This is a genomic window from Rhodovarius lipocyclicus, from assembly GCF_009900765.1.
GTDB lineage: Bacteria > Pseudomonadota > Alphaproteobacteria > Acetobacterales > Acetobacteraceae > Rhodovarius > Rhodovarius lipocyclicus.
The window spans coordinates 1-24,272 of sequence record NZ_JAAABL010000003.1 but is presented as its reverse complement, the minus strand read 5'-3'; the positions used below and the strand labels follow the sequence as shown (position 1 = coordinate 24,272).

General features: G+C 69.5%; 25 protein-coding genes and 1 pseudogene. 8 read left to right on the top strand and 18 right to left on the bottom strand.

The genetic code is table 11. The features are described from left to right. Positions 1-4: 4 nt before the first annotated feature. The 6 genes from argB to rpmH form a co-directional block, all read right to left on the bottom strand. Positions 5-889, bottom strand: coding sequence for an acetylglutamate kinase (gene argB, locus GT007_RS05275; protein ID WP_201451799.1), 885 nt, complete (start codon positions 887-889; stop codon positions 5-7). A gap of 86 nt (positions 890-975) precedes the next feature. Next, entirely contained in the window at positions 976-1,638 is a 663-nt protein-coding gene (gene yihA, locus GT007_RS05270) for a ribosome biogenesis GTP-binding protein YihA/YsxC (protein ID WP_160120741.1), read from the bottom strand. Positions 1,639-1,664: 26 nt separating this feature from the next. Next, complete coding sequence (gene yidC, locus GT007_RS05265; protein ID WP_160120537.1) at positions 1,665-3,398, bottom strand: membrane protein insertase YidC; 1,734 nt, start codon at positions 3,396-3,398, stop codon at positions 1,665-1,667. A gap of 8 nt (positions 3,399-3,406) precedes the next feature. Further along, a complete protein-coding gene (gene yidD, locus GT007_RS05260) occupies positions 3,407-3,667 on the bottom strand; it encodes a membrane protein insertion efficiency factor YidD (RefSeq protein ID WP_160120536.1) in 261 nt (86 codons plus the stop codon). Then, the gene (gene rnpA / locus GT007_RS05255) at positions 3,664-4,032 is read right to left on the bottom strand and encodes a ribonuclease P protein component (protein WP_160120535.1); all 369 of its coding nucleotides are present in this window, start codon (positions 4,030-4,032) and stop codon (positions 3,664-3,666) included. The genes yidD and rnpA overlap by 4 nt, the downstream gene beginning before the upstream one ends. A 5-nt stretch (positions 4,033-4,037) precedes the next feature. After that, positions 4,038-4,172 carry a 50S ribosomal protein L34 gene (gene rpmH / locus GT007_RS05250; protein ID WP_160120534.1) on the bottom strand — a complete coding sequence of 45 codons (135 nt, stop codon included), beginning with the start codon at positions 4,170-4,172 and terminating at the stop codon, positions 4,038-4,040. A gap of 212 nt (positions 4,173-4,384) precedes the next feature. Between rpmH and GT007_RS05245 the strand changes: the two genes are divergently transcribed. Next, positions 4,385-5,182 carry a 3-hydroxybutyrate dehydrogenase gene (locus tag GT007_RS05245; protein WP_160120533.1) on the top strand — a complete coding sequence of 266 codons (798 nt, stop codon included), beginning with the start codon at positions 4,385-4,387 and terminating at the stop codon, positions 5,180-5,182. Further along, the gene (locus tag GT007_RS05240) at positions 5,182-6,246 is read left to right on the top strand and encodes a patatin-like phospholipase family protein (RefSeq protein ID WP_201451798.1); all 1,065 of its coding nucleotides are present in this window, start codon (positions 5,182-5,184) and stop codon (positions 6,244-6,246) included. The genes GT007_RS05245 and GT007_RS05240 overlap by 1 nt, the downstream gene beginning before the upstream one ends. Here GT007_RS05240 and GT007_RS05235 read toward each other — a convergent pair. Continuing rightward, positions 6,243-6,641, bottom strand: a complete 399-nt coding sequence (locus tag GT007_RS05235; protein ID WP_160120532.1) for a winged helix-turn-helix transcriptional regulator — start codon at positions 6,639-6,641, stop codon at positions 6,243-6,245. The genes GT007_RS05240 and GT007_RS05235 overlap by 4 nt on opposite strands. A gap of 83 nt (positions 6,642-6,724) precedes the next feature. On the opposite strand from GT007_RS05235, the gene GT007_RS05230 reads away from it, so the two are divergent. The 6 genes from GT007_RS05230 (at position 6,725) to GT007_RS05205 (ending at position 14,572) form a co-directional block, all read left to right on the top strand. Beyond that, positions 6,725-7,495: an SDR family oxidoreductase gene (locus GT007_RS05230; protein ID WP_160120531.1), complete on the top strand. Its 771-nt coding sequence runs from the start codon at positions 6,725-6,727 to the stop codon at positions 7,493-7,495. Between the two features lie 57 nt (positions 7,496-7,552). Beyond that, the gene (locus GT007_RS05225; RefSeq protein ID WP_160120530.1) at positions 7,553-9,064 is read left to right on the top strand and encodes an aldehyde dehydrogenase family protein; all 1,512 of its coding nucleotides are present in this window, start codon (positions 7,553-7,555) and stop codon (positions 9,062-9,064) included. Positions 9,065-9,181: 117 nt separating this feature from the next. Continuing rightward, on the top strand, positions 9,182-10,063 hold the full coding sequence (locus GT007_RS05220) for a glycosyltransferase family 2 protein (RefSeq protein WP_160120529.1): 882 nt from the start codon (positions 9,182-9,184) through the stop codon (positions 10,061-10,063). A gap of 35 nt (positions 10,064-10,098) precedes the next feature. Continuing rightward, entirely contained in the window at positions 10,099-11,058 is a 960-nt protein-coding gene (locus tag GT007_RS05215) for a Bug family tripartite tricarboxylate transporter substrate binding protein (RefSeq protein ID WP_160120528.1), read from the top strand. A 62-nt stretch (positions 11,059-11,120) separates the two neighbouring features. Continuing rightward, entirely contained in the window at positions 11,121-13,436 is a 2,316-nt protein-coding gene (locus GT007_RS05210; RefSeq protein ID WP_160120527.1) for a penicillin acylase family protein, read from the top strand. Further along, on the top strand, positions 13,433-14,572 hold the full coding sequence (locus tag GT007_RS05205) for a benzoate/H(+) symporter BenE family transporter (protein WP_160120526.1): 1,140 nt from the start codon (positions 13,433-13,435) through the stop codon (positions 14,570-14,572). The genes GT007_RS05210 and GT007_RS05205 overlap by 4 nt, the downstream gene beginning before the upstream one ends. A 7-nt stretch (positions 14,573-14,579) precedes the next feature. Here the strand turns inward: GT007_RS05205 and serS are convergent, their stop codons facing one another. From serS to glyA, 11 genes and pseudogenes are all read right to left on the bottom strand, one after another. Beyond that, complete coding sequence (serS, locus tag GT007_RS05200) at positions 14,580-15,827, bottom strand: serine--tRNA ligase (protein WP_160120525.1); 1,248 nt, start codon at positions 15,825-15,827, stop codon at positions 14,580-14,582. Position 15,828: 1 nt separating this feature from the next. Further along, the gene (gene tatC / locus GT007_RS05195; RefSeq protein ID WP_160120739.1) at positions 15,829-16,593 is read right to left on the bottom strand and encodes a twin-arginine translocase subunit TatC; all 765 of its coding nucleotides are present in this window, start codon (positions 16,591-16,593) and stop codon (positions 15,829-15,831) included. A gap of 54 nt (positions 16,594-16,647) precedes the next feature. Beyond that, complete coding sequence (tatB, locus tag GT007_RS05190) at positions 16,648-17,271, bottom strand: Sec-independent protein translocase protein TatB (protein WP_160120524.1); 624 nt, start codon at positions 17,269-17,271, stop codon at positions 16,648-16,650. Positions 17,272-17,360: 89 nt separating this feature from the next. Next, a complete protein-coding gene (locus tag GT007_RS05185) occupies positions 17,361-18,413 on the bottom strand; it encodes an ABC transporter ATP-binding protein (protein ID WP_160120523.1) in 1,053 nt (350 codons plus the stop codon). A gap of 47 nt (positions 18,414-18,460) precedes the next feature. After that, positions 18,461-19,672, bottom strand: coding sequence for a 3-sulfinopropanoyl-CoA desulfinase (acdA, locus tag GT007_RS05180; protein WP_160120522.1), 1,212 nt, complete (start codon positions 19,670-19,672; stop codon positions 18,461-18,463). A 101-nt stretch (positions 19,673-19,773) separates the two neighbouring features. After that, the gene (locus GT007_RS05175) at positions 19,774-20,064 is read right to left on the bottom strand and encodes a hypothetical protein (RefSeq protein WP_160120521.1); all 291 of its coding nucleotides are present in this window, start codon (positions 20,062-20,064) and stop codon (positions 19,774-19,776) included. Positions 20,065-20,417: 353 nt separating this feature from the next. Further along, the gene (gene ribB, locus GT007_RS05170; protein ID WP_160120520.1) at positions 20,418-21,539 is read right to left on the bottom strand and encodes a 3,4-dihydroxy-2-butanone-4-phosphate synthase; all 1,122 of its coding nucleotides are present in this window, start codon (positions 21,537-21,539) and stop codon (positions 20,418-20,420) included. Continuing rightward, a complete protein-coding gene (locus tag GT007_RS05165) occupies positions 21,536-22,144 on the bottom strand; it encodes a riboflavin synthase (protein ID WP_160120519.1) in 609 nt (202 codons plus the stop codon). The genes ribB and GT007_RS05165 overlap by 4 nt, the downstream gene beginning before the upstream one ends. Further along, positions 22,144-23,199, bottom strand: a complete 1,056-nt coding sequence (ribD, locus tag GT007_RS05160; RefSeq protein ID WP_236571517.1) for a bifunctional diaminohydroxyphosphoribosylaminopyrimidine deaminase/5-amino-6-(5-phosphoribosylamino)uracil reductase RibD — start codon at positions 23,197-23,199, stop codon at positions 22,144-22,146. Before ribD ends, GT007_RS05165 begins: the two co-directional genes overlap by 1 nt. Positions 23,200-23,250: 51 nt before the next feature. Beyond that, positions 23,251-23,703, bottom strand: a complete 453-nt coding sequence (nrdR, locus tag GT007_RS05155; protein ID WP_160120518.1) for a transcriptional regulator NrdR — start codon at positions 23,701-23,703, stop codon at positions 23,251-23,253. Between the two features lie 12 nt (positions 23,704-23,715). After that, positions 23,716-24,272: pseudogene (gene glyA / locus GT007_RS05150) on the bottom strand (serine hydroxymethyltransferase); the annotation flags it as partial.

The window sequence follows — 24,272 nt, the reverse complement described above, 5'->3', positions numbered from 1 at the left end:
CGCCTCAGGCGCGGATCAGCGTGCCCGCGCCGCCATCCGTGAACAGCTCGCGCAGCACGGCGTGCTGCACGCGCCCGTCCAGGATCACGGCGCCCTTCACCCCACGCTCGATCGCGTAGATGCAGGTTTCCACCTTGGGGATCATGCCGCCCGAGATCATGCCGCTGGCGATGCCGGCGCGCACTTCGGCCACCGTCATCTCCGGGATCAGGGTCTTGTTCTCGTCCAGCACGCCGGGCACGTCGGTCAGCAGCAGCAGGCGCTCGGCGCTGAGCGCCCCGGCCACCGCACCGGCCACGGTATCGGCGTTGATGTTGTAGGTCTGGCCATCGGGGCCGGCACCCACCGGGGCCACCACGGGCACGATGTCCGCGTCGATCAGCAGGCGCAGCACCTTGGTGTCCACCTGCTCCGGCTCACCCACCAAACCGAGGTCCAACACGCGCTCGATGTTGCTGTCCGGGTCCTTCACCGTGCGGGTCACGCGGCGGGCGCGGATCAGGTTGCCGTCCTTGCCGCTGATGCCGACCGCCAGGGCGCCGGCGCGGGTGATGGCATTGGCGACCTGCTTGTTGACGGTGCCGGCCAGCACCATCTCCACCACCTCGACCATCGCCTCATCGGTCACGCGCAGGCCCTGCACGAAGGTGGACTGCACGTTCAGTCGCTTCAGCATGGAGTTGATCTGCGGGCCGCCGCCATGGACCACCACGGGGTTGATGCCCACCTGTTCCAGCAGCGCGATGTCGCGGCCGAAGGACAGGGCCGTCTCCTCCTGGCCCATCGCGTGGCCGCCGTACTTCACCACCACGATCTGGTCGTCATAGCGCTTCAGATACGGCAGGGCTCCGGCGATGATGTCCATCTGGTCCGGGGTGGGCTCGAGCATGGCTGGCTTTCCGATGCGTTCAGATACTTGGCCCATGGGTTTGGCCGCCCGGCGCGCGGGGGTCAAGCAGCGGCCGGGCTACAAATTCAGCCGAGGGTGAGGGAGAAGATCTCGGCCCGCACTTCGTCGATACCCGTGCCCTTCTCGCTGCTGGTGGTGAGCACCAGCGGGTGGGCGGCGGTGTATTTGCGCACCAGCTTCTGCGCTTCCTCCTGGCGCTGCTTCAGCCAGAAGGGTTTGGCGTCATCGGCCTTGGTCAGCACGATCTGGAAGGACACCGCGGCCGTGTTCAACAGCTGCATGGCCATGTGGTCGGAGGCCTTGGTCTCGATCCGCGCATCCAGCAGCAGCAGCACCCGGCGCAGGCTGGGCCGGCCGCGCAGGTAGTCGAACATCAACCCCTGCCAGTCCTGCTTCACCGATTTCGGCGCCTGGGCGTAGCCATAGCCCGGCATGTCCACCAGGCCGATCGTGTCGCCCAGGTTGAAGAAGTTGAGCTGCCGCGTGCGCCCCGGCGTGTGGGAAACGCGCGCGAGCGCGTTCTGCCCCGTCAGCGCGTTCATCAATGAGGATTTGCCCACATTGGACCGCCCGCAGAAGGCAACCTCCGGCAGCGTCACCGGCGGCAGCTGATCGATGCGCTGCGAGGCGTAGTAGAACTCGCAGCGCTGGGCGAACAGCACCCGCCCGGCTTCGATCAGCAGTGCCCGCTCGGCCTCGTCCCGCGCATCGAGCAGGCCGAGGGGCATCCGGGTGGTGGGAGGGATGCTTCCGCTCACGCCGCCGCCGAACGCTTCTTCAGCCGGTCGCCGCGCATGATCCACCACTGCTGCGCGACCGAAAGCAGGTTGTTCCAGGCCCAGTAGATGATCAGCCCCGCCGGGAAGCTGGCCAGCATGAAGGTGAAGATCACCGGCATCCAGGCGAAGATCTTGGCCTGCACCGGGTCGGGCGGCTGCGGGTTCAGCTTCTGCTGGATCCACATGGTCACGCCCATGATCAGCGCCCAGGCGGGCATATGCGCGAAGCTGGGCACATCCCAGGGGATATAGCCGAAGGCGGTGAACAGGTTGGTGGGGTCCGGCGCCGAGAGGTCATGGATCCAGCCATAGAAGGGGGCGTGACGCATCTCGATGGTGACGAACAGCACCTTGTACAGGGAGAAGAAGACCGGGATCTGCAGCAGGATGGGCAGGCAGCCGGAGGCGGGATTCACCTTCTCCGACTTGTACAGGCCCATCATCTCCTTCTGGAGCTGCGCGGGGTCGTCCTTATAGCGCTCCTTCATCTCCTGCATCTTCGGGCCGAGCGCCTTCATCTTCGCCATCGAGTGATAGGCGCGATTGGCGAGCGGGAAGAAGGCCAGCTTCAGGGCGAAGGTGAAGATCAGGATGGCGATGCCGAAATTGCCGGTCGCCTTGAAGATCCAGTCGATCGCGTAGAAGAACGGCTTGGTGATGAAGTAGAACCAGCCGAAATCCACCGCCTTGTCGAAATCGCGGATGTTCAGGCTGGACTGATAGCTGTCGAGCAGCGCCACTTCCTTGGCGCCCGCGAACAGGCGCGTGGCCAGTTCGGCCGTGGCACCCGGGGCGATCTGCTGGGCCGCGGGCGGGGCCATGTCGGCCTGCCAGCGGTCCACGCCCGCATCGGTGATGTGGCGCAGCGCATGGGTCAGGCGGGTGCCGTTCTCGGCCGGCATCAGCGCCGTCAGCCAGTACTTGTCGGTGAAGCCGGCCCAGCCGTCGCTGCTCTCGATCTGGCTGGCCAGCCCGGCGGTGCCCTCGCCGGCCTTCTTGCCGTTGGCGTAGGTGATCTCGGTCAGGCGGCCGTTCAGCACGCCCACATAGCCCTCATGCAGCACGTAATAGCCCGCGACATGGGGCGTGCGCTCACGCCGGATGCGGGCCCAGGGCAGCACGGAAACGGGCTCCGCGGCCGCGTTGCGCACGGACTGGCGCACGGTGACCATATAGTTCGCGTCCAGCGCCATCACGGCCTGGAAGGTCTGGCCCTGGCCGTTCTCCCAGGTGAAGGTCACGTCGCGGCCGGGGGCCAGCGGGCCGCCGCTGACGGTCCAGTCGGTCTCGGAATCGGGCACGCGGGTGCGGCCGTCGGCGGCGGTCCAGCCCCACTGGGCGAAATAGCCCTCCGGGCGGCCACGCGGCGCCAGCAGCTGCACCGGCAGGGAGTTGCGGTCCACCGTCTCGCGGTAGGTGGTCAGGATCAGCGTATCCAGCACCAGGCCACGGGCCGAGACGCTGCCGGACAGGCGCGGGTTCTCGATCGTGACGCGCTCGGCCTGCGCGCGCGCCGGGGTGGCGCTGGCCACCGTGTCACCCGGGGTGGCGGCGGCCGTGGGGGCTGGCGTGGCGGCCGGGCTCGCCGGGGCGCTGGCCGTGGTGGGCTGCGGCGCGGGGGCCGGCGTGTGGCTGCGGTTCCACACCTCGAACATCAGCATGATGCCGACAGAGATGGCGATGGCCGCCAGCAGGCGCTTCTGGTCCATGGGGGCGTTCAGGTCCGGGCTGGCGGTACAGGGTCGTAGCCGCCGCGATTCCAGGGGTTGCAGCGCAGGATGCGCCAGGCGGTCAGGGCCGAGCCCTTGAGCGCGCCGTGCGTGTCCAACGCCTCTAGCGCGTATTCGGAGCAGCTGGGCCAATGCCGGCAATGGGCGCCGATAAAGGGCCGCAGCGTGTACTGGTAGGTGCGCACGGCGCCTTTCAGCGCCAGCACCCCCGGGTTGCGGAACCCGGGGTTCAGGCGGGCCAGGCTCATGACTGGTTCCGCTTCACGCCCAGCTTGTTCAGGGCCAGGACCAGATCGGCGCGGATGGCGGCGAAGCCCGCCTCACGGATCGGTTCCCGCGCCACCAGCACGATATCGTGGCCAGGGGCGGGGTTGGCGCTCAGCTCCAGCCGGGCGGCCTCACGCATGCGGCGCTTGGCGCGGTTGCGCACCACGGCATTGCCCAGCTTCTTGGTGGCGGTGAAGCCGAGGCGGGCATTGCCCGTGGCCTCGTCACCGCCGCCTTCCAGCACCTGCACCAGCAACGCGCCCCGCCCCAGCTTGCGGCCCTTACCGGCCACCCGCAGGAATTCGGCGCGTCGCTTCAGGCGCGTCAGCCGGGCCAGGCCGGCCATCGGCTTTAGGCGGAGAGCTTGCTACGGCCCTTGGCGCGGCGCGTGGCCACAACCTTGCGGCCACCCACGGTCGCCATGCGGGCGCGGAAGCCATGACGGCGCTTGCGGACGAGCTTGGAGGGTTGGTACGTGCGCTTCACAGCGGAAACTCCTGAACGGCGAGAACAAACAATATCGCCGGATGCGCTTTGGGCGCCCCGGGGGATGAGGGCGTATAGGAAGTGCCGGGGGTGCGCGTCAACCGGGTGAATTCCGCGAACCGCCACTCCATATGGCATCCTGTTGCCGCGATGCAGCGTTGAGCGTATGCCAATCGCTCAAATCACACCAATTTCAGGGGCTGAAAGCGCTTATGTCTGATCGCTTCCTTTCGGGCCAGGGTGCCCTTGTCACGGGTTCCACCTCGGGAATCGGGCTGGGGATCGCCAAGGCCCTGGCCACCGCCGGCGCCCGCGTGATGCTGAACGGCTTCGGCAAGCCCGAGGAAATCGCCGCCGCCCGCGCCGAGATCGGCGCCCTCATGGGCGTGGCCGAGGCCCCCTACTCCGCCGCCGACATGTCCAAGCCCGCCTCCATCCGCGAGATGATCGCCGATGCTGAGAAGGCGCTGGGCACGCTGGACATCCTGGTGAACAACGCGGGCATCCAGTTCGTCTCGCCCGTGCAGGATTTCCCGGACGAGAAGTGGGACGCGATCATCGCGATCAACATGTCCAGCAACTTCCACGCCATTAAGGCGGCGCTGCCGGCCATGCTGGCGCGCAAGCGCGGGCGCATCATCAACGTGGCCTCCGCCCACGGCCTGGTCGCCAGCCCCTTCAAATCCGCCTATGTCACCGCCAAGCACGGCGTGGTGGGGCTGACCAAGACCGTCGCGATCGAGATCGCGGAAAGCCCGGTCACCTGCAACGCCATCTGCCCCGGCTTCGTCCGCACCCCGCTGGCCGAAGCCCAGGTGAAGCCGCTGGCCGAGAAGTTCGGCATCAGCGAGGAACAGGCGCTGAAGGAAAAGCTGCTGGTCCACCAGCCCAACAAGCGCTGGGTCGAGGTCGAGGACGTGGCCGAGATGGCGCTCTATCTGTGCCGCCCGCAGGCCGGCAGCGTGAACGGTTCCGCGCTCTCCATCGATGGCGGGTGGGTCGCCAACTGATGGATGTCCTGCCGCGGCAGCCGCCCGCCCCCGCGATTCTGGCGCGGGAAACCCGGCGCATCAACCTGGCCCTGCAAGGTGGCGGCACCCATGGCGCCTTCACCTGGGGCGCGCTGGACCGGCTGCTGGAGGAAGAGTGGCTGGATTTCGATGGCATGTCCGGCACCTCCGCCGGGGCCATCAACGCGGCGCTGTTCGCCCAGGGCATGTGTGAGGGCGGGCGCATGGGCGCGCGCAACCTGATGGACCGCTTCTGGCGGGACTTGGGCACGCGCTTCGCCGTGTCTCCCTTGCAGACCAACCCGATCGAGCGCGCGATCTGGGGCTGGGACATGACCTACAGCTTCGCCTGGAACGCCTTCGATACGCTGACGCGCGTGGCCTCGCCCTATCAGTTCAATCCCTTCCCCATCGAGTTCAACCCGCTGCGGCGCGCGCTGGAATCGGTGCTGGACCTGGAACGCCTGCGCAACGACAGCAACGCGATCCGGCTGTTCATCAGCGCCACCAACGTGCGCACCGGCAAGCCCAAGGTGTTCCGGCGGGAGGAACTGACGGTGGACGCGCTGCTCGCCTCCGCCTGCCTGCCCAACATCTTCAAGGCGGTGGAAATCGACGGCGAGGCGTATTGGGATGGCGGCTATCTGGGCAACCCCGCCCTGTGGCCGCTGTATCATGAGCGCATGGCGGCCGACATCATCCTGGTGCAGCTGAACCCGCTGTACCGGCCGGAGCTGCCGACCTCGGTCAGCGACATCATGAACCGGCTGAACGAGATCAGCTTCAACGCCAGCCTGATGAGCGAGATCCGCGCCATCGACTTCGTGCAGCGGCTGCTGGAATCGGGGCGGCTGGAACAGCCGCGCTATCGCCGCATCTTCCTGCACAGCATCGAGGATGAGGAGCGCATGCGCGCCTTCAAGCTCAGCACGAAGTTCAACGGCGACTGGTCCTTCCTCAGCACGCTGCGCGACTACGGCTATCAGGCGGCCGACACCTTCGTCTCCCAGTTCGGGGACAAGATCGGGCGCGAGAACACGCTGGACAACGAGCGCTACCTCTAGCCCGCTCGCGCCGCGTCGAAATCCAGGCGCGCCTGTTCGACGCGGCGCAGGTTTTCCTCCGCCCAGATCCACACGCCGCAAAAGGCCGCGCCCAGGCTGCGGCCGAGTTCGGTCAGCGCGTAATCGACGCGTGGCGGCACCACGGGGTGGACGGTGCGCGTCACCATCCCGTCCCGCTCCATCTGCCGCAGCGTCTGGGTCAGCATCTTCTGGCTGATGCCGGTCAGCGCGCGCGACAGCTCGGTGAAGCGCATCACGCCGCGCTGTTCCAGCTCCTCCAGCGCCAGCATCGTCCATTTGTCGGCCACACGGCCGATCAGCTCATTGACCAGCGCCTGGACCTTCGGGTCGATCTGGTCGGGCGGCGTGGGCTGCCGCGTCTCTCCACTCTCCATCAGGTAAGTATAGATATTTCAGGTGCCTTCTTTCAAGTGGAGAGCGGCAGGCGGATATGGGGGTGGCACACAGGAGAACCCCCATGAAACCCACGGGCAACACCATCCTCGTCACCGGCGGCGGTTCGGGCATCGGCGCGGCGCTGGCGCAGCGGCTGCATGATGCGGGCAACACCGTGATCGTGGCCGGGCGGCAGCTGGAGGCCCTGCAACGGGCCTGCGCGGGGCGCGCCGGCATGCATGCCGTGGCGCTGGACATCGACAGCGCCGCCGCGATCGACGCCTTCGCGGCCGGGCTGGTCGCCGCGCACCCGGCGTTGAACGTGGTGCTCAACAACGCCGGCATCATGCGCTTCGAGGCGCTGGACACCCGCCGCGACCTGGCGGATGCGGAGGCGACCATCACCACCAACCTGCTCGGCCCCATCCGGCTGACCAATGCGCTGGTGGACCATCTGGCGGCCCAGCCCGATGCCGCGCTGATCAACGTGACCTCGGGCCTGGCCTTCGTGCCGCTGCTGAGCACCCCCACCTACAACGCCACCAAGGCCGCGATGCATTCCTACACCATCGCGCTGCGGGAAGTGCTGAAGGGCAAGGTCGAGGTGATCGAGCTGGCGCCGCCCGCCGTGCAGACGGGCCTGACGCCCGGCCAGGAAAGCCGCCCGGGCTACATGCCGCTGGCGGAGTTCATCGATGAGGTGATGGCCCTGCTCTCCCGCCAGCCCACCCCGCCGGAGATCCTGGTCGAGCGCGTGCGCTTCCTGCGCGACGCGGAGGCCGAGGGGCGCTTCGACGCGACGGTCAAACAGCTCAACGCCTTCGCGTCCCAGGCGCGGACCGGCCAGGGCTAGGTTGCAGCGGGGCGCCCGCCGGCGCATCCTCCGGCCCCTGATTCCGGAGGAAAAGCCATGCTGGACACCCCCCACCCCACCCCGCTTGCCCCCACGACCGACCCCTTCGCGTTGGCCAAGGCCTTGTCGGGCAAGCATTTCATCGGCGGGCGCTATGTGCCCGCCGTCTCCGGCAAGACCTTCCCGGTGGTGAACCCCGCGACCGGTGAGCAGGTCGCGGCCGCCGCCGAGGGCGATGCCGCGGACGTTGACGCCGCCGTGACCAACGCGGCCGAGGCCCAGAAGGCCTGGGCGAAGATGCCCGCCCGCAAGCGCGGCGCGCTGGTCTATCAGGCGGCCGCGCTGATCCGCGAGCATGTGGAGGAGCTGTCCCGCCTGGTGGCGCTCGAAACCGGCAAGGCGCTGCGCACCGAAAGCCGGGTCGAGGCGAACAATGTCGCCGATATCTTCGAGTTCTTCGGGGGCCTCGGCGGCGAGATCAAGGGCGAGACCGTGCCCTTCGGCCCCGACGTGCTGAACATCACGGTGCGGGAGCCGCTGGGCGTGGTGGGGGCCATCATCCCCTGGAACATCCCCATGATGCTGATGGCGCTGAAGGCCGCACCCGCGCTGGTGGCGGGCAATGCCATCGTGGTGAAGTCGGCCGAGGAAGCGCCGCTGGCGGTGCTGCGCATCGTCGAGCTGGTGAACCGCGTGCTGCCGCCCGGCGTGTTCAACATCCTCTCGGGCCAGGGTGCCGAATGCGGCGCGCCGCTGGTCGAGCACAAGCTGGTCCGCAAGGTGACGTTCACGGGCTCGGTCGAGACCGGCAAGATCATCTCCCGCGCCGCGGCCGAGAAGCTGATCCCGGTCACGCTGGAACTCGGCGGCAAGTCGCCCATGATCGTCTTCGCGGATTGCGACTTCGAGAAGACGGTGGCCGGCGCGCTGACCTCCATGCGCTTCACCCGCCAGGGGCAGAGCTGCACGGCCGCCAGCCGCATCTTCGTGCAGCGCCCGATCTTCGAGAAGTTCGTGGCCGAGATGGCCAAGCGCGTGGACGCCATGGTGATGGGCGACCCGCTGGACGAGAAGACGGACATCGGCACCATCATCTCCCCGGGCCAGTTCGAGAAGGTGAAGGGCTTCATCGCCGAGGGCCAGGCCACCGCCGGCGCCACCGGCCGCGCGTGCTCGGCCATGCCGTCCGACAGCGCGCTGAAGAAGGGGCTGTTCATCCAGCCGCACATCTTCACGGGCCTGTCCAAGGACAGCCGGCTGGTGCGCGAGGAGATCTTCGGCCCTGTCACCGTCGTCTTTCCCTTCGACGACGCCGACAGCGTGCTGGCCGAGGCCAATGACAGCGAATTCGGCCTGGCCGCGACCGTCTGGACCAACGACCTGAAGATCGCGCTGCGCTTCGCCCATGCGCTGGAGGCAGGGTTGGTGCAGGTGAACCAGAACCTCGTGGTGCAGCCGAACCTGTCCTATGGCGGGGTGAAGAACTCTGGCCTCGGCAAGGAAGCCTCGCTGGAATCCATGCTGGAGCACTTCACCCACAAGAAGACCATCATGGTGAACATGGCCTGAGGCCGCCGCCTTCCGGCCCGCCGCGCTGGCGGGCCGGGGGGCGTTCATGAATAGCCAGTCATGATGGCGGATGCGGGCTAGCTCCCCCATGGCCGGTCGATTATCCCCAAGCCGTTCATGTCCGACCCCGGTTCCTCCCTCACCAGCGTCGTCATCGTCGCCTTCAATTCCGCGGCGGTGCTGCCCGGCTGCCTGGCCTCCATCCCGGCCGGGGTTCCGGTGGTGCTGGTGGACAATGCCTGCACCGATGACAGCGTGGCGGTGGCCCTGGCGCTGCGGCCCGATCTGACGCTGGTGCGCGCGCCGACCAACCTGGGCTTCGGGCGCGGCGCCAATCGCGGTTTCGAGCGTGTCTCCACCCCCTTCGGCCTGCTGCTGAACGCCGATGCGCGGCTGACCCCGGGCGTGCTGACGGCGCTGGAGGAAGCAGCGGCGCGCTACCCCGATGCCGGCATGCTGGCGCCCGAGATCTTCGGCGACGACGGCGCGTTGCAATTCGGCCACGCGACGCCCTTCACGCCCCCGCGCGGCCGGGCCATGCCCATGCCGGCCGGGGATTGCTGCCTGGACTATGTGGGCGGCTCGGCCATGTTCTTCCGCATGGAGGCTTTCCGCGCCGTGGCGGGCTTCGACCCCGCCATCTTCCTGTATGGCGAGGACGACGACATCTGCCTGCGCCTCGTGGCGCGCGGCTGGGCGCTGGTGCATGTGGCGGGGTGCCGCATCCAGCATGCCGGGGGGCGGTCCAGCGCGCCCTCTCCCCGGCTGGAATGGTGCAAGGCCTTTCACCAGGGCTGGTCGCGGCTGCATGTGCAGGCCAAGCACCGGGGGCTGCGCTCGGCCTGGGCGCTGTTCCTGATGCTGTGGCCGGAACTGCGCCTGAAGGCCGCGCTGCGCGTGCGGGACCCGCGCCGGGTGAAATGGCATGGCCGCGCCGCCGGCATGCTGGCCTGGGCGCGCGGGCGCCAGGCGGTGCAGCTGGGTCTGGACCCCGGCTGACAGGCAAGGCAGGCTTTCACGAAACGGAGGAAGCCATGCAAAGACGCAGTATCCTGGGGGCGGCGCTTGCCCTGCCCGCCATCGCCCACGCCCAGTCCTGGCGGCCCAGCCGCCCCATCACGCTGGTGGTGCCCTTCGCCGCCGGCTCGGGCACCGATGCGGTGGCGCGGCTGACGGCGGGCTGGCTGTCGCAGGAACTGGGCGGCGCGCAGGTGGTGGTGGAAAACCGCGCCGGCGCCAATGCCACCATCGCCGCCGTGGCGGTGGCGCGCGCGGCCCCCGATGGCCACACCCTGTTCATGACCACCAACACCAGCCACGCCGCCAACCCCGCCCTGCTGCGCCGGCTGGATTACGACCCGGTGGCCGATTTCTCGCCGATCTGCCGGATGGGCAATCTGCCCTTCTGGCTGGTGGTGCGCGGCGACGGCCCCTATCGCGCCCTGGCCGACCTGATCGCCGCCGCCCGCGCGCGGCCGGATGGCGTCAGCTATGCCTCGGGCAATTCCACCGGCATCGTGGGCTCGGCCACCATCGCGCGACTGACGGGCACGCAGATGCTGCATGTGCCCTATCGCAGCACGCCCCCCGCCATGTCCGACATCATGGGCGGGCGCGTAGACTGGATGCTGGTGGACCTGGCGGCGAGTCTCGGCCTGGTGCGCGACGGCAAGCTGCGGGTGCTGGGCATGACGACCAAGGAACGTTCCGCCCTGATGCCCGACATCCCGGCCCTGGCGGAGGTGGGCGCGCCCGGCTTCGACCTGACCAGCTGGAACGCCATCTTCGGCCCCGCCCGCATGGCGCCCGAGATCATCGCCACCGTCAACGGCGCGCTGCGCGCCATCGTGGCCCGGGCGGAAAGCCGCGCCCGGCTGGCCGATCTCGGTTTCGATGCCTTCACCTCCACCCCGCAGGAGCTCGGCGCCTTCGTGGTGGCGGAGATCCAGCGCTGGGGCGAGATGGTACGCGGCGCGGGCATCGAGCCCGAATGATCCCATAAACTTCTGCGGCGGCCCGGTAGCCGTGGGCCGCCGCGTCGCGTATCACGCGCAGCATGCGCCGCCACTCATCCCGGTTTCGTTGGCTGCGCCTGGCCATTTTCTGGCTGGGGCTGCCCGTGCTCGCGCTGGCGGCGGCGATCTGGATCACCCTGCCCGATGAGAATGAGCGGCTGAGCCTGCCCGGCCTGTCGGCGCCGGTGACCATCACCATGGACAATGCCGGGGTGCCGCGCATCCAGGCCGCGACCGAGACCGACGCCGCCATGGCCATGGGCTGGCTGCACGCACGCGACCGCATGTTCCAGATGGAGCTGATGCGCCGCACCGGCCAGGGCCGCCTGTCGGAACTGCTGGGCGAGGGTGGGCTGCGGCTGGACCGCTTCATGCGCACCGTGGGCCTGGGCGACCGGGCCGAGGCCGACCTGCCGGGCCTGTCCCTGGCGACCCGCACCCTGCTGGAGGCCTATGCCGCCGGGGTGAATGCCCGCATCGCCCAGCGCGGCCGCTTCATCGCCCCCGAATTCCTGTGGTTCGGCACGCCCGAGCCCTGGCGCCCCGCCGACAGCCTGATCTGGGGCAAGCTGATGGGGCTGTGGCTGTCGGGCAATTGGCGCACCGAGATCGAGCGCGCCGACTGGCTGCAACGCATCGGCGCCCGCAGGCTGTGGGAGTTGGTGGCCCCCGACGCCACCTCGGGCGAGCCCGACCGCCAGGCGGCGGCGCTGCCGGGGCTGGGCAGCCTGCTGGCCGCCCTGCCGCAATTCCCGCGGGAGATTCCGCACCCCGATTCCGCCAGCAATGCCTGGGCGCTGGATGCCGCGCGCTCCGGCACCGGGGGCGCGCTGCTGGCTTCCGACCCGCATCTGGGCTTCTCGGCGCCCATCCTGTGGTATCTGGCGCGGGTGGAGCTGCCGGGCGGACGCTTCCGGGGCGGGGCCACGGCACCCGGCGTGCCGATGTTCGTGATCGGCCGCAACGAATCCCTCGCCTGGGGCTTCACCACCACCCACGCCGACACGCAGGACGTGTTCGTCGAGCGCGTGGTCGATGACCTGCGCTATGAGACCGAAAGCGGCCCCCGCCCCTTCCTCACGCGGCGCGAACTGATCCGCGTGCGCGGCGGCGACCCTGTCTCCATCACCGTGCGCGAGACCCGGCACGGCCCCGTCATGTCCGACCTGGACGAGATCCCGCGCCGCGACGGCCGGGTGCTGGCGGTGGCCATGGCCAACCTCGCGCCCAGGGACCGCACCGCCGATGCGCTGGCACGCCTGAACGCCGCGCGCGGGGTGGAGGATGCGGGCCAGGCGGCGGCGCTGTTCATGTCGCCCTCCCAGAACCTGATGGTGGCGGACCGGGCGGGGGCGATCGGCATGTTCGTCACCGGCCGCATTCCTCGCCGGCGCATGGGCGATGGCGCGCTGCCCATGCCCGGCCATGACGGGCTGGCGGATTGGGACGGCTTCCACCCGCCCGAGACTATGCCGCGCAATATCGCCCCTGCCTCCGGCAGGCTGGTGAACGCCAACAACCGCCCCGCGCCGCCGGACCAGGGGGTCTTCCTGGCGCGCGATTTCCCCGATGACAGCCGCTTCCGCCGCATCCACGAATTGCTGGACGGCACGCGCCGGCCGGACGCGGCGGTGATGGCGGGCATCCAGCTCGACACCACCTCGGTGCTGGCGCGCGCCAGCCTGCCGCTGCTGCGCGGGCTGAGCCTGACCGGCCCCGCCGCCATCGCGCAGGACATGCTGAAGGCCTGGGAAGGCGATATGGCCACCCCCCTGCCGCAGCCGCTGATCTGGAACGGCTGGTCGCGCCATTTCCTGACCCTAGTGCTGCTGGAAGCCGAAGCCCCGGTCGAGGCCGCGACGCCCGAACTGCTGGCGCGCATCCTGTCAGGTGACGCGGCCTTCCTGTGCCGGCCCAGCTGCGCCGATCAGGCCGGCCGCGCCCTGACCACCACCATGACGGAGCTTTCCGCCACCTATGGCCGCGACCCGGGCGCCTGGCGCTGGGGCGATGCGCATCAGGCGCTGCTGGAACATCCGGTGCTGCGCGTGATCCCCGGCATCTCCTGGCTGATGCGGCTGACGGTGCCCACGGGCGGTGACGGCAACACCGTCTCTCGCGGGGGGATGCGGGCGCTGCCGGGCCTGCCCTTCGCGCATGTGCACGGGGCCGGGCTGCGGCTGGTGGCGGATATGGCCACGCCGGACGGCCTCTATGCCATCATCGCCACCGGGCAGTCGGGCCACCCGTTCAGCCGGCACTGGGCCGATCTGCTGCATCGCTGGCGCGATGGAGAGATGTTGCGCCTCGGCCGCCAGCCCAGCCGTATTTCCAGCCGGATCGACCTGACGCCATGATGCAGCCTGTGATTCTGGGGCTGCTTGCGGCCTTTGTGGGGTTCTCCTCCTCCTTCGCGGTGGTGCTGCAGGGCTTCGCCGCCATGGGCGCGGGTCCGGAGCAGGCGGCTTCGGCCCTGTTCGCCGTGGCGCTGGGCATGGGCGTGCTGGGCGCGGCGTGCAGCCTGATCTGGCGCATGCCCATCTCCATCGCCTGGTCCACGCCGGGGGCGGCGCTGCTGGCCGCCAGCGTGGCGCCCGCCGGGGGTTTTCCCGCCGCCGTGGGGGCGTTCCTGTTCGCCTCGGCGCTGGTGATCGCGGCGGGCTTCGTGAAGCCGCTGCTGAAGCTGGTGCAGGCCATCCCGGCGCCGATCGCCAATGCCATGCTGGCCGGCGTGCTGCTGGACCTGTGCCTGGCCCCGGCACGGGCGGTGGGCGCTCTGCCGGCCCTGGCGCTGCCGGTGGTGCTGCTGTGGCTGGTGATGCTGCGGGTGGCGCGCATCTGGGCCGTGCCCGCCGCCGTGGCGCTGACCGCGGTGATGATCACGGTCTTCACCCCCCTGCCCCAGGGCGCCTTCGAGCATGCGGGGCTGCATATCCTGTTCGTGGCGCCGCGCTTCGACCTCTCGACCATGATCGGCGTGGGGCTGCCGCTGTTCCTGGTCACCATGGCCTCTCAGAACGTGCCGGGCATCGCGGTGCTGCAGGCCAATGGCTATCGCCCGCCCGCGGCGCCGGTGTTCGTGGCGACGGGCGTGGTCAGCGCGCTGGGGGCCTTCATCGGCGGGCATCTGGTGAATTTCGCGGCCATCACGGCGGCGCTGTGCGCCGGCCCCGAATCCCACCCCGACCCGGCGAAGCGCTGGATCGCGGGGCTGGTCTGCGGGCTGGGCTATATCGCGCTGGCCTTCGGCGCCGGGCACGCCGTGGCCGCCGTGGCCGCAGCACCCCCGGTGCTGATCCAGGGCGTCGCGGGGCTGGCCCTGCTGGGGGCGCTGCTCTCGGCCCTGCAAGGCTCCATGCTCAGCGAGCAAGGGCGGCTGCCGGCGGTGCTGACCTTCGTCACCTGCGCCTCGGGGCTGAGTTTCTTCGGGATCGGCGCGGCGTTCTGGGGGCTGGCCACCGGGCTGATCGCCAGCCGGATCCTGCGGCAGTAGCCAGGCCTCAGCCTAGCTTCTCCAGCCCACCCATATAGGGCCGCAGCACCGGCGGGATGATGACGGACCCGTCCGGCTGCTGCCAGGTTTCCATCACCGCGATCAGCGCCCGGCCCACCGCCACGCCCGACCCGTTCAGGGAGTGGATGAACACCGTCTCCTTGCCGCGCTTGAAGCGGGTGTTCATGCGCCGGCCCTGGAAATCGCGCGTGTTGGAGCAGGAGGAAACCTCCCGCCACGCCTGCTGCCCGGGCAGCCACACTTCCAGGTCATAGGTGCGGGCGGCGCCGAAGCCGGTGTCGCCGCTGCACAGGAACACCCGCCGCCAGGACAGGCCGAGTTCCGTCAGCACGCGCTCCGCGCAGTGGGTCATGCGCTCGTGCTCGGCCTCGCTGTCCTCGGGGCGGCAGATGGAGACCATCTCCACCTTCTGGAACTGGTGCTGGCGCAGCATGCCGCGGGTGTCGCGCCCGGCGCTTCCGGCCTCGGACCGGAAGCAGGGCGTCAGCGCCGTGTAGCGCAGCGGCTCATGCGGCTCGGGGATGATCTCGCCCATGTTCAGGGCCGTCAGCGGCACCTCGGCGGTGGGGATCAGCCAGCGGCCGTCGGTGGTCTTGAACAGATCCTCGGAGAATTTGGGCAGCTTGTCGGTGCCATAGGCCGCGGCGTCGTTCACCATCAGCGGCACGGCGCATTCGGTGTAGCCATGGCTGCCCGTGTGCAGGTCCAGCATGAACTGGCCCAGCGCGCGTTCCATCCGCGCCAACGCGCCCTTCAGCACCACGAAGCGGGCGCCGGCGATGCGGCTCGCGGCCTCGAAATCCATCAGGCCGAGCGCCTCGCCCAGCTGGTAATGCTCCTTGGCGCCCTCGATCCGCACGGGTTCGCCATGCTGGTGCAGCACCACATTGGCGGTCTCGTCGGCGCCGTCCGGCACCTCGGCGTCCAGGATGTTGGGCAGGCTGGCCAGCATGAATTCCAGCTTGGGGCCCAGCTCGTCCGTCGCCTCGATCAGGTTGCGCAGCTCGCGCGCCTCATCCTCCAGCGCGGTGGTGTCCTCGCCCCCGCGCTTCTTCTGGCCGATCTCCTTGGCCAGGGCGTTGCGGCGGGACAGGGCTTCCTGCTGGCGGGTCTGGAAGGCGCGGCGCTCCGTGTCCAGCGCCAGGATGGCGGGGGTAGCCGGGGCCATGCCCCGGCGGGCCAGCGCGGCGTCGAAAGCGGCCGGGTTGGCGCGAATGGCGCGGATATCGTGCATCTTATTCTTCCGGCTGCGGCTTCGGCACCATCCAGCTCGCGGCGAGGATGGAGATCTCGTAGAGCAGGATCAGCGGCAAAGCCAAACCCACCTGGCTGATGATGTCAGGCGGGGTGATGACGGCGGCGATGATGAACATGCCCACCACGGCGTAACGGCGGCCCTTGCGCAGCGTGTCCACCTGCAGGATGCCCACCTTGCACAGCAGCGTCAGCGCCACGGGCATCTGGAAGGCCAGCCCGAAGGCCAGGATCATCTGCATGACCAGCGAGAGGTATTCGCTGACCTTGGCTTCCAGCTGGATGGGAATGCCGCCGGAGCCCGGGGGCGTCTCGAAGCTGATGAAGAACTTCCAGGCCAGCGGGAAGATGAAGTAGTAGGCCAGCGCCGCGCCCGACACGAACAGCACCGGGGAAGCCAGCAGGAAGGGGCGGATCGCCCGCTTCTCGCTGCGGTACAGGCCGGGGGCGATGAACAGCCACAGCTGGGTGGCCCACATCGGGAAGCTGAAGAACACCGCGCCGAAGAAGGCCACCTTCAGGTAGGTGAAGAAGGCCTCATACAGCTGGGTGAAGATCATGCGCCGGTCGGGGCCGGCGCCGCCCGCCAGGCGCGCCTGCTCGGCCAGGATGTCGGCCAGCGGCTGGGCCAGGAAGCCGTAGATCTGGCCAGAGAAGTAGTAGCACAGGCCGAAGGCGATACCGAAGGTGACCACCGAATAGAGCAGGCGCGTGCGCAGCTCCATCAGGTGCTCCATCAGGGGCATGGGCTTGTCGTCGATCGGGTCTTCGGCCGGCTCGGTTGCCACGCGTGTCTCTTCTCAGGCTTGGGTGTTGGCCGGGCGGGGTTCCGCCGGGGTGGTGGCGTCGGGGGCCGTGGCTTCGGGCGGGATCACGGCGGGGGGTTCCTCGGCGGGAAGCTCCTCAGCCTTCGGCTCCTCCTTCGGCGCCAGCAATTCGGCGGGCGTCAGCGTCGCGGGCGGCAGGAAGTCCGGCGCGCCTTCCGTCGTGGCGGCCGTGGCCGGCGGCGGGGGCGGGATATAGGGGGCCAGCGTCGCGGGCGGGATGAAATCCGGCGCGCCCGCCGTGGTCGCGGCGGTCGCGGGCGGCGTCCAGGCCGGGGTGGTGCTGCCCGACAGCCCATCCATGGCGCCACGGATGGTGCCGTCGCCGTCCACCGTCTTCTCCACCATCCCCTTCAGATCGAAGCGGCGGATGTCGCTGATAGTGTTGCGCACTTCGTGGATCTTGTCGCGAACGTCCGTCAGGTTCGCTTCGCGCACCAGCTCATCCGCCTGGGATTGGAATTCCCGCAGCGATTTCTTCGCCTTCTGAATACCGGAGGCGATGCCCTTGATGGCGTTCGGCAGCTCCTTGGGACCGATGACGACAACGGCCACCACCCCAATGAGCGCGATTTCGGACCAAGCCAGGTCGAACAACATTGTCCCTCTCGCGGCGGGGGATGGCCCCGCTTTTCCGGTATGGGTTGGTTAGCAGCAAGGCCATGATCTAGGAAGCCATGCGCCCGAAGTCATCCCGCCAAGTCCGGTGGGAAAACGAAGGCGCGCTCGGGATCGGCGATCAGCCCCACCACATCGTCGCGTTTCAGCCCGGTGCCGGGGGGCAGCCGGGCGTGCAGGTGCAGCACCTCGCCCGAGGGCGCGGTCAGCGCCAGATGCGCCATGGTGGTGGCCCCCAGCAGGCGGCTGGCCTCCACCCGGGCAGGCACGGCGCCGGCGGTGCCGGGGGGCAGCAGGCGCAACCCCTCCGGCCGCACCAGCAGCGTGGCGGGGCCATCGGGCAGCGCGGCCTTCAGCACGCCCAGCGCGCTGTGGGCCACGCCATCGCGCATCTCGGCCGGGATCTGGTTCACCTCGCCCAGGAATCGGGCGACGAAGGGGGAGGCCGGGCGCAGATACAGCTCCTCCGGCGAGCCGATCTGTTCCACCAGCCCATGGCGCAGCAGGGCGATACGGTCGGCCAGGAACATGGCCTCCTCCGCGTCATGGGTCACGATCAGGGCGGGGATGCCGGCCTGTTGCAGCACATGCAGCGTGTCGTCGCGCACTTCCTCCCGCAGGCGGGCGTCGAGGCTGGCGAAGGCCTCGTCCAGCAGCAGGGCGGCGGGGCGCGGGGCCAGCGCGCGGGCCAGGGCCACGCGCTGCTGCTGCCCGCCCGAAAGCTGGTGCGGCCAGGCGGCGGATTTCTCCGTCAGGCGCACCCGGGCCAGCGCCTCGGCCACCCGGGCATCGCGTTCGCCGCGCGACAGGCCGGTCAGGCCGAAGCCCACATTCTCGGCCACCGTCAGATGCGGGAACAGCGCGTAGTCCTGGAATACGAAGCCCACATGGCGCTGCTCGGGCGGCAATTCGCGGCCCGGCTCGGCCAGCACCCGGCCATCGAGGGTGATGCGGCCGCGCTGCACCGCCTCCAGCCCCGCCACCAGGCGCAACAGCGTGGTCTTGCCATCGCCCGAGGGGCCGAGGATGCACAGGATCTCGCCCGGCTTCACCTCCAGGCTGATGCCGCGCAGGATCTCGCGCGGCCCGAAGGCGTGGTGAATGTCCTCTAGGCGCAGGGTCATGCGCGCTTTTCGCCCAGAGCGGGCGCGCGCGCCAGCACCCCGCGCCGCTATTCCGCCGCCGCGCGCAGGGGCGCGATGGCGGCGTCGCCCCGGGTCTGCGGCAGTTTCCAGCCCAGCAGCTTCGAGGCCACCAGCGTGCGCAGCACCTGCGCCGTGCCGCCGCCGATGGTAAACATGCGCACGTCGCGCGCCATGCGCTCCACCGGGCAGTTCCGCGAATAGCCGCGCGCGCCGAACATCTGCAACGCATCGTTCACGATCTTGATCGCGGCCTCGGAGGCGAAGATCTTCGCCTGCGCCGCCAGCTCCGGGTCGGGGAACAGGCTGCCATTCGGCCCGCGGGAGGCCGCGGCCGCATGCAGCATGAGGCGCGAGGCCGTGAGCTGCGTGCCCATATCGGCCAGCATCCATTGCAGGCCCTGGAATTCGCCGATCGGGCGGCCGAACTGCTCGCGTTCCTTCACCCAGGCCAGGGCATGGTCCAGCGCGCCGGCGGCGATGCCCATGGCCACCGTGCCCGCGCCCACGCGCTGGGAGTTGTAGGCGTTGATGAGCTGCGCGAAGCCGCGCTGGAAGCCGCCCGGGGCGCGCAGCACCATCTCGTCGGGCACTTCCAGATCGGTGAAGGTCAGCTCGCCCTCGGGCATGCCGCACAGGCCCATGGTGGGTTCGCGGCGGGTCATCTCCAGCCCCTTCTGGCCGCGTTCCGCCAGGAAGCCGCCAATGCCCAGGAAGTGGCCGTTTTCGTCATGCGCGCGCGCGAAGATCAGATGCACCTTGGAAATCGAGGCGCCGGTGATCCAGTGCTTCACGCCATTGATCACCCAGCGGTCGCCGCGCTTGTCGGCGCGGGTGCGCATGCCGGTGGCGTCGCTGCCGGCCTCGGGTTCGGTGATGCAGATGGCGGGCTTGTCGCCGGCCAGCACCAGATCGGCCGCCCAACGCTTCTGGGCATCGCTGCCGAAGGCCATGATGGTGGAGATGGCGCCCATATTGCCCTCCACCACGATGCGCGCGGTGACGGTGCAGTGCTTGGCCATTTCCTCGACCACCACGCAGACATCCAGGAAGTCCCTGCCCTGCCCGCCCCATTCGCGCGGGATGGACATGCCCATGAAACTCGCCTCGGCCAGCTTGCCTACGATGTCCCAAGGGTATTCACGGCTCTGGTCGATCTCAGCCGCGCGCGGGGCGACATGGGTGCGGGCGAATTCGGCGGCGCGGGCGCGCAGGCCCTGGTCGATGGCGGGAATGGTCATGGACGTCTCTCAATCTTCTTGACGCCCATTGGACCCCAATAAAGGGTAAGGCGGCAAGGGGGGCATGGAACCCCCTTGCCGCCTCGCTCAGCCAGCCGGGCTTACGCGCCGGAGGACTGGGAGCCGAGTTGCGGCGCCGTGTGGCCAGCCTGCTGCGTCGGCCGGGCTTCGGCCTGGGCATGCAGCGGAGTGGCGGGAGCCACGGCGCGGGTTTCGGTGGGCATGCCGCTGTTGCCAGTGTTCGCGATCACAACCGGGCCGCCGCCGACAATATTGTTGCTGGCGACACGCGGATACTCATTGGTCCACTCACCCTCCGCCCGGGCATTGTTGACGAAACCGCCCAGAATCAGGGTGGAGGCGAACAGCGTGATCTTGATGGCGTTCTTCATGGTTCTAGTCCTCTATTGTGCGGATCCAGCACCGAGGCGCCCCATGGCGCCCCGCGATCTCTGCATGGGCTTTCGGTTGATCACCACGAAGGGATACATGGATATTTGGTAATGTTTTGTCCATCTTCGCAATTGTAAGATTTTGCATCAGCGAAGCGGTGCGTGCCGACATGGGTTACGACGCGGCGGCGGGCACGTCAGATGCACCCGGCCACGCATATCGCACGGCCGGCTCGGAGATTTTCGTCGGTCTGGACGCGCCATCGCGCTAAAGCCCCGGGCGGCACAGCCTGCCCGGGACGGAGCCCGCCACTAGGGCGTCAGGCTCAGGGCCCGCCTTCCGGCGTGCTACGTCAGGGCGCGCCTTCCGGCGCGACTGGCCGGGTCTCCAGCACCTTCAGCCCATAGCCCTCAAGCCCCACCACGGGGCGGGGGTTGTTGGACAGGCGGATGATCTCCGTCAGGCCCAGATCGGCCAGGATCTGCGCGCCGATGCCATAGTCGCGCAGCGCGGGGCTCGGCACGCGCTCCCGCCGGCCGCGCACCTGGGTGCTGATGCCGTCCGGGCGGTAATCCCGCAGCAGCACCACCACGCCACGGCCCTCGGCCTCGATCACGCGCATGGCGGCGTGCAGTTCGCGGGTGCCGGCACCCTCCACCAGGTCATGCAGCAGGTTGGCGGCGTGCATGCGCGTCAGCACCGGCTCGGGGCCGGAGATGTCGCCCTTGATCAGCGCCACATGCTCGCCCGGCTCCAGCTTGGTGGAATAGACGATGACCTTCCACGCGCCGCCGACGGCATGGGTGATCTCGCCCTCCTCCACGCGCGTCACCAGCCGCTCCGTGCGGCGGCGATAGCCGATCAGGTCCGCGATGGTCCCGAGCTTCAGGCCATGCTTCTGCGCGAAGCTCACCAGGTCCGGCAGGCGGGCCATGGTGCCGTCCTCGTTCATGATCTCGCAGATCACGCCGGAGGGGTTGAGGCCCGCAAGGCGCGCGAAATCCACGGCCGCTTCGGTGTGGCCGGCGCGCACCAGCGTGCCGCCCTCACGCGCCACCAGCGGGAAGACATGGCCCGGGGTCACGATGTCGTCGCGCCCGGCCTCGGGGTTCACGGCCACCGCCACGGTCTTGGCGCGGTCGGCGGCCGAGATGCCCGTGGTCACCCCCTCCCGCGCCTCGATCGAGACGGTGAAGGCGGTCTGGTGCCGGGTGCCGTTGCGCTGGGCCATCAGCGGCAGGCCCAGCTGCTCCACCCGATGGCGGGTCATCGCCAGGCAGATCAGGCCACGCGCGTGCTTGGCCATGAAGTTGATGGCGTCCGGTGTGGCGAACTGCGCGGGGATGACCAGGTCACCCTCATTTTCGCGGTCCTCGTCATCCACCAGGATGAACATGCGGCCCTGCCGGGCCTCATCGAGCAGTTCCTCGGTGGGGGCGAGGAATTCATGCAGGCTGCTCGTCACGGTCTTCATACGCGGAACTCCAGCTGCCGGGCGACATAGCGCGCCAGCGTATCGGCCTCGAAATTCACCGGATCACCCGGCTGCAAGATCCCGAATGTGGTGTGGGCGGCGGTATGGGGAATGATGTTCACCCCGAATTCCTCGCCCTCCACCTCATTCACCGTCAGCGAGACGCCATCCAGCGCCACGCTGCCCTTCTGCGCCACATAGCGGGCGAAGCCCTCCGGCGCGCGGAAGCGCCAGCGGACGGAGGCGTTCTCGGGCGTGGCCGACACCACGCGCGCCACGCCATCCACATGGCCGCTGACGATATGCCCGCCCAATTCATCGCCCAGGCGCAGGCTGCGTTCCAGGTTCACCCGGCTGCCGGGGCGCCAGCGGCCGAGCGTGGTCTTCGACAGGGTCTCGGCACTGGCATCGACCAGGAACTCGTCATCGGCCAGCCGCACCACCGTCAGGCACACGCCGGAACAGCAGATGGAGGCACCGAGCGCGGTTTCCGGTTTCGCCAGGAATTCCGGCGCCACGCCGATCACCACGCGCATGTCGTGCCCGCCGCCGATCGGCTGCACCTCTCGCACCGTGCCCAGCGCGGTCACAATCCCCGTGAACATCAGGGCTCCTCCTCGAACTCGCTCAACAGATCAGGGCCCAGAACACGGGTGGCCACACGCCGGTATCTGGGCATGGAAGCCAGGGCGTCCACCCCGAAAGCCGCGACGGCGGGCAATCCATCGCCCCCCATCACGGCCGGAGCATGGAACCACATCACGCGCTGCACCAGCCCAGCCCCCAGCAAAGCGCCCGCCAGGCTGGCCCCGCCCTCGCAGAACACGCGGGTGACGCCGCGCTGGGCCAGGGCGCCGAGCGCCGCCCGGGGCTCCAGCCCACCGCCCGGCTGCATGGGGGCCTGGATGATCTCGACGCCGGCTTCCAGATAGGGCGCCAGCCGGTCCGGCCGGTGGCCGGTGCGGGTGACGATCCAGGTGGGGGTTTCGCGCGCGGTCGTCACCAGCCGCGCGCCCAGCGGCGTGCGCAGCCGGGCATCGAACAGCACGCGCGGAATGTTCGGCAGGCCCAGGTCGCGGATGGTCAGGTCCGGGTCGTCGGCCAGCACCGTGCCGCTGCCCACCAGCATCACGTCATGGCGGGCGCGGGCGGCGTGCGCCTCCCGCCTCGCGGCGGGGCCGGTGATCCAGCGGCTTTCGCCGCGCGCGGTGGCGATGCGCCCATCCAGCGTGCCGGCCAATTTCAGCGTGACCAGCGGCAGGCCTAGCGTGACCCGGCGCAGGAAGCCTTCCTGGAAGCGCCTGGCCTCGGCCTCCAGCACGCCTTCCTCCACCTCCACCCCGGCCTCGCGCAGGCGCTGGAAGCCACGGCCGTCCACGCGGGTGTCGGGGTCGCGCATGGCGACCACCACGCGCGCGACCCCCGCGCGCACCAGCGCGTCGCAACAGGGCGGCGTGCGCCCCCAATGGCTGCAGGGTTCGAGGGTGACATAGGCGGTGGCGCCCCGGGCGGCATCGCCCGCGCGGGCCAGGGCATCCACCTCGGCATGCGGGCGGCCGCCGGGCTGGGTCCAGCCGCGGGCGACCACCTGCCCATCCTTTACCAGCACACAGCCCACGGCGGGGTTGGGCCAGGTGCGGCCCAGGCCGCGAGACGCCATCTGCAAAGCGGCCCGCATATGGGCCAGGTCAGTCTCCGACGCCACGGGGCGTCACGGCTTGTCGAGTTGCCCGAGGAAGGCCTGGAAATCCTTCGCCTCGGTGAAGTTGCGATACACCGAGGCGAAGCGGACATAGGCGATTTCGTCGATGTTCCGCAGCGCTTCCATCACGATCTCCCCCACCCGGCGGGAGGGGATCTCGGATTCGGCCTCGGTTTCCAGCCGGCGCTGGATGCCGTTCACGATGCGCTCGATGCGCTCCTCATCCACCGGGCGCTTGCGCATGGCGATGCGGATGGAGCGCGCAAGCTTTTCCCGGTCGAAGGGCACGCGACGGCCATCGGTCTTGATGACCGTGATCTCGCGCAGCTGCACGCGCTCGAAGGTGGTGAAGCGCGCGCCGCAGGCGGGGCAGAACCGGCGGCGGCGGATAGCCGCGGCGTCCTCCGCCGGGCGGCTGTCCTTCACCTGGGTTTCGTCATGGCCGCAATAGGGGCAGCGCATCAGTCGCCTTTCTCAATAAACCGGAAAGCGCCGGCACAGCTCCTGGACCTCAGCGCCGATGGCGGCCTCGATGGCCGCGTTGCCGTCGGGGTTGTTGGCCCCCGCCAGCCCTTCCAGCACGCGCCCGATCATCTGCCCGATCTGGCGGAACTCCGCCTCGCCAAAACCCCGCGTCGTGGCGGCGGGCGAGCCCAGCCGCACGCCCGACGTCACCATCGGCTTCTCCGGGTCGAAGGGGATCGCGTTCTTGTTGCAGGTCAGGTGCGCCCGGCCCAGCGCGCCCTCGGCCGCCTTGCCCGTCACGCCCTTCGGCCGCAGATCCACCAGCATCAGGTGGTTGTCCGTGCCACCCGTCACGATGCCGAAGCCCAGCCCCTTCAGCGTGTCCGCCAGCACGGCGGCATTGGTCACCACCTGCTTCGCATAGGCGCGGAATTCGGGCCGCAGCGCCTCACCGAAGGCCACCGCCTTGGCCGCGATCACATGCATCAACGGCCCGCCCTGCAGCCCGGGGAAGATCGCGGAGTTGATCTTCTTCGCCAGCGCCTCGTCATTGGTCAGGATCAGGC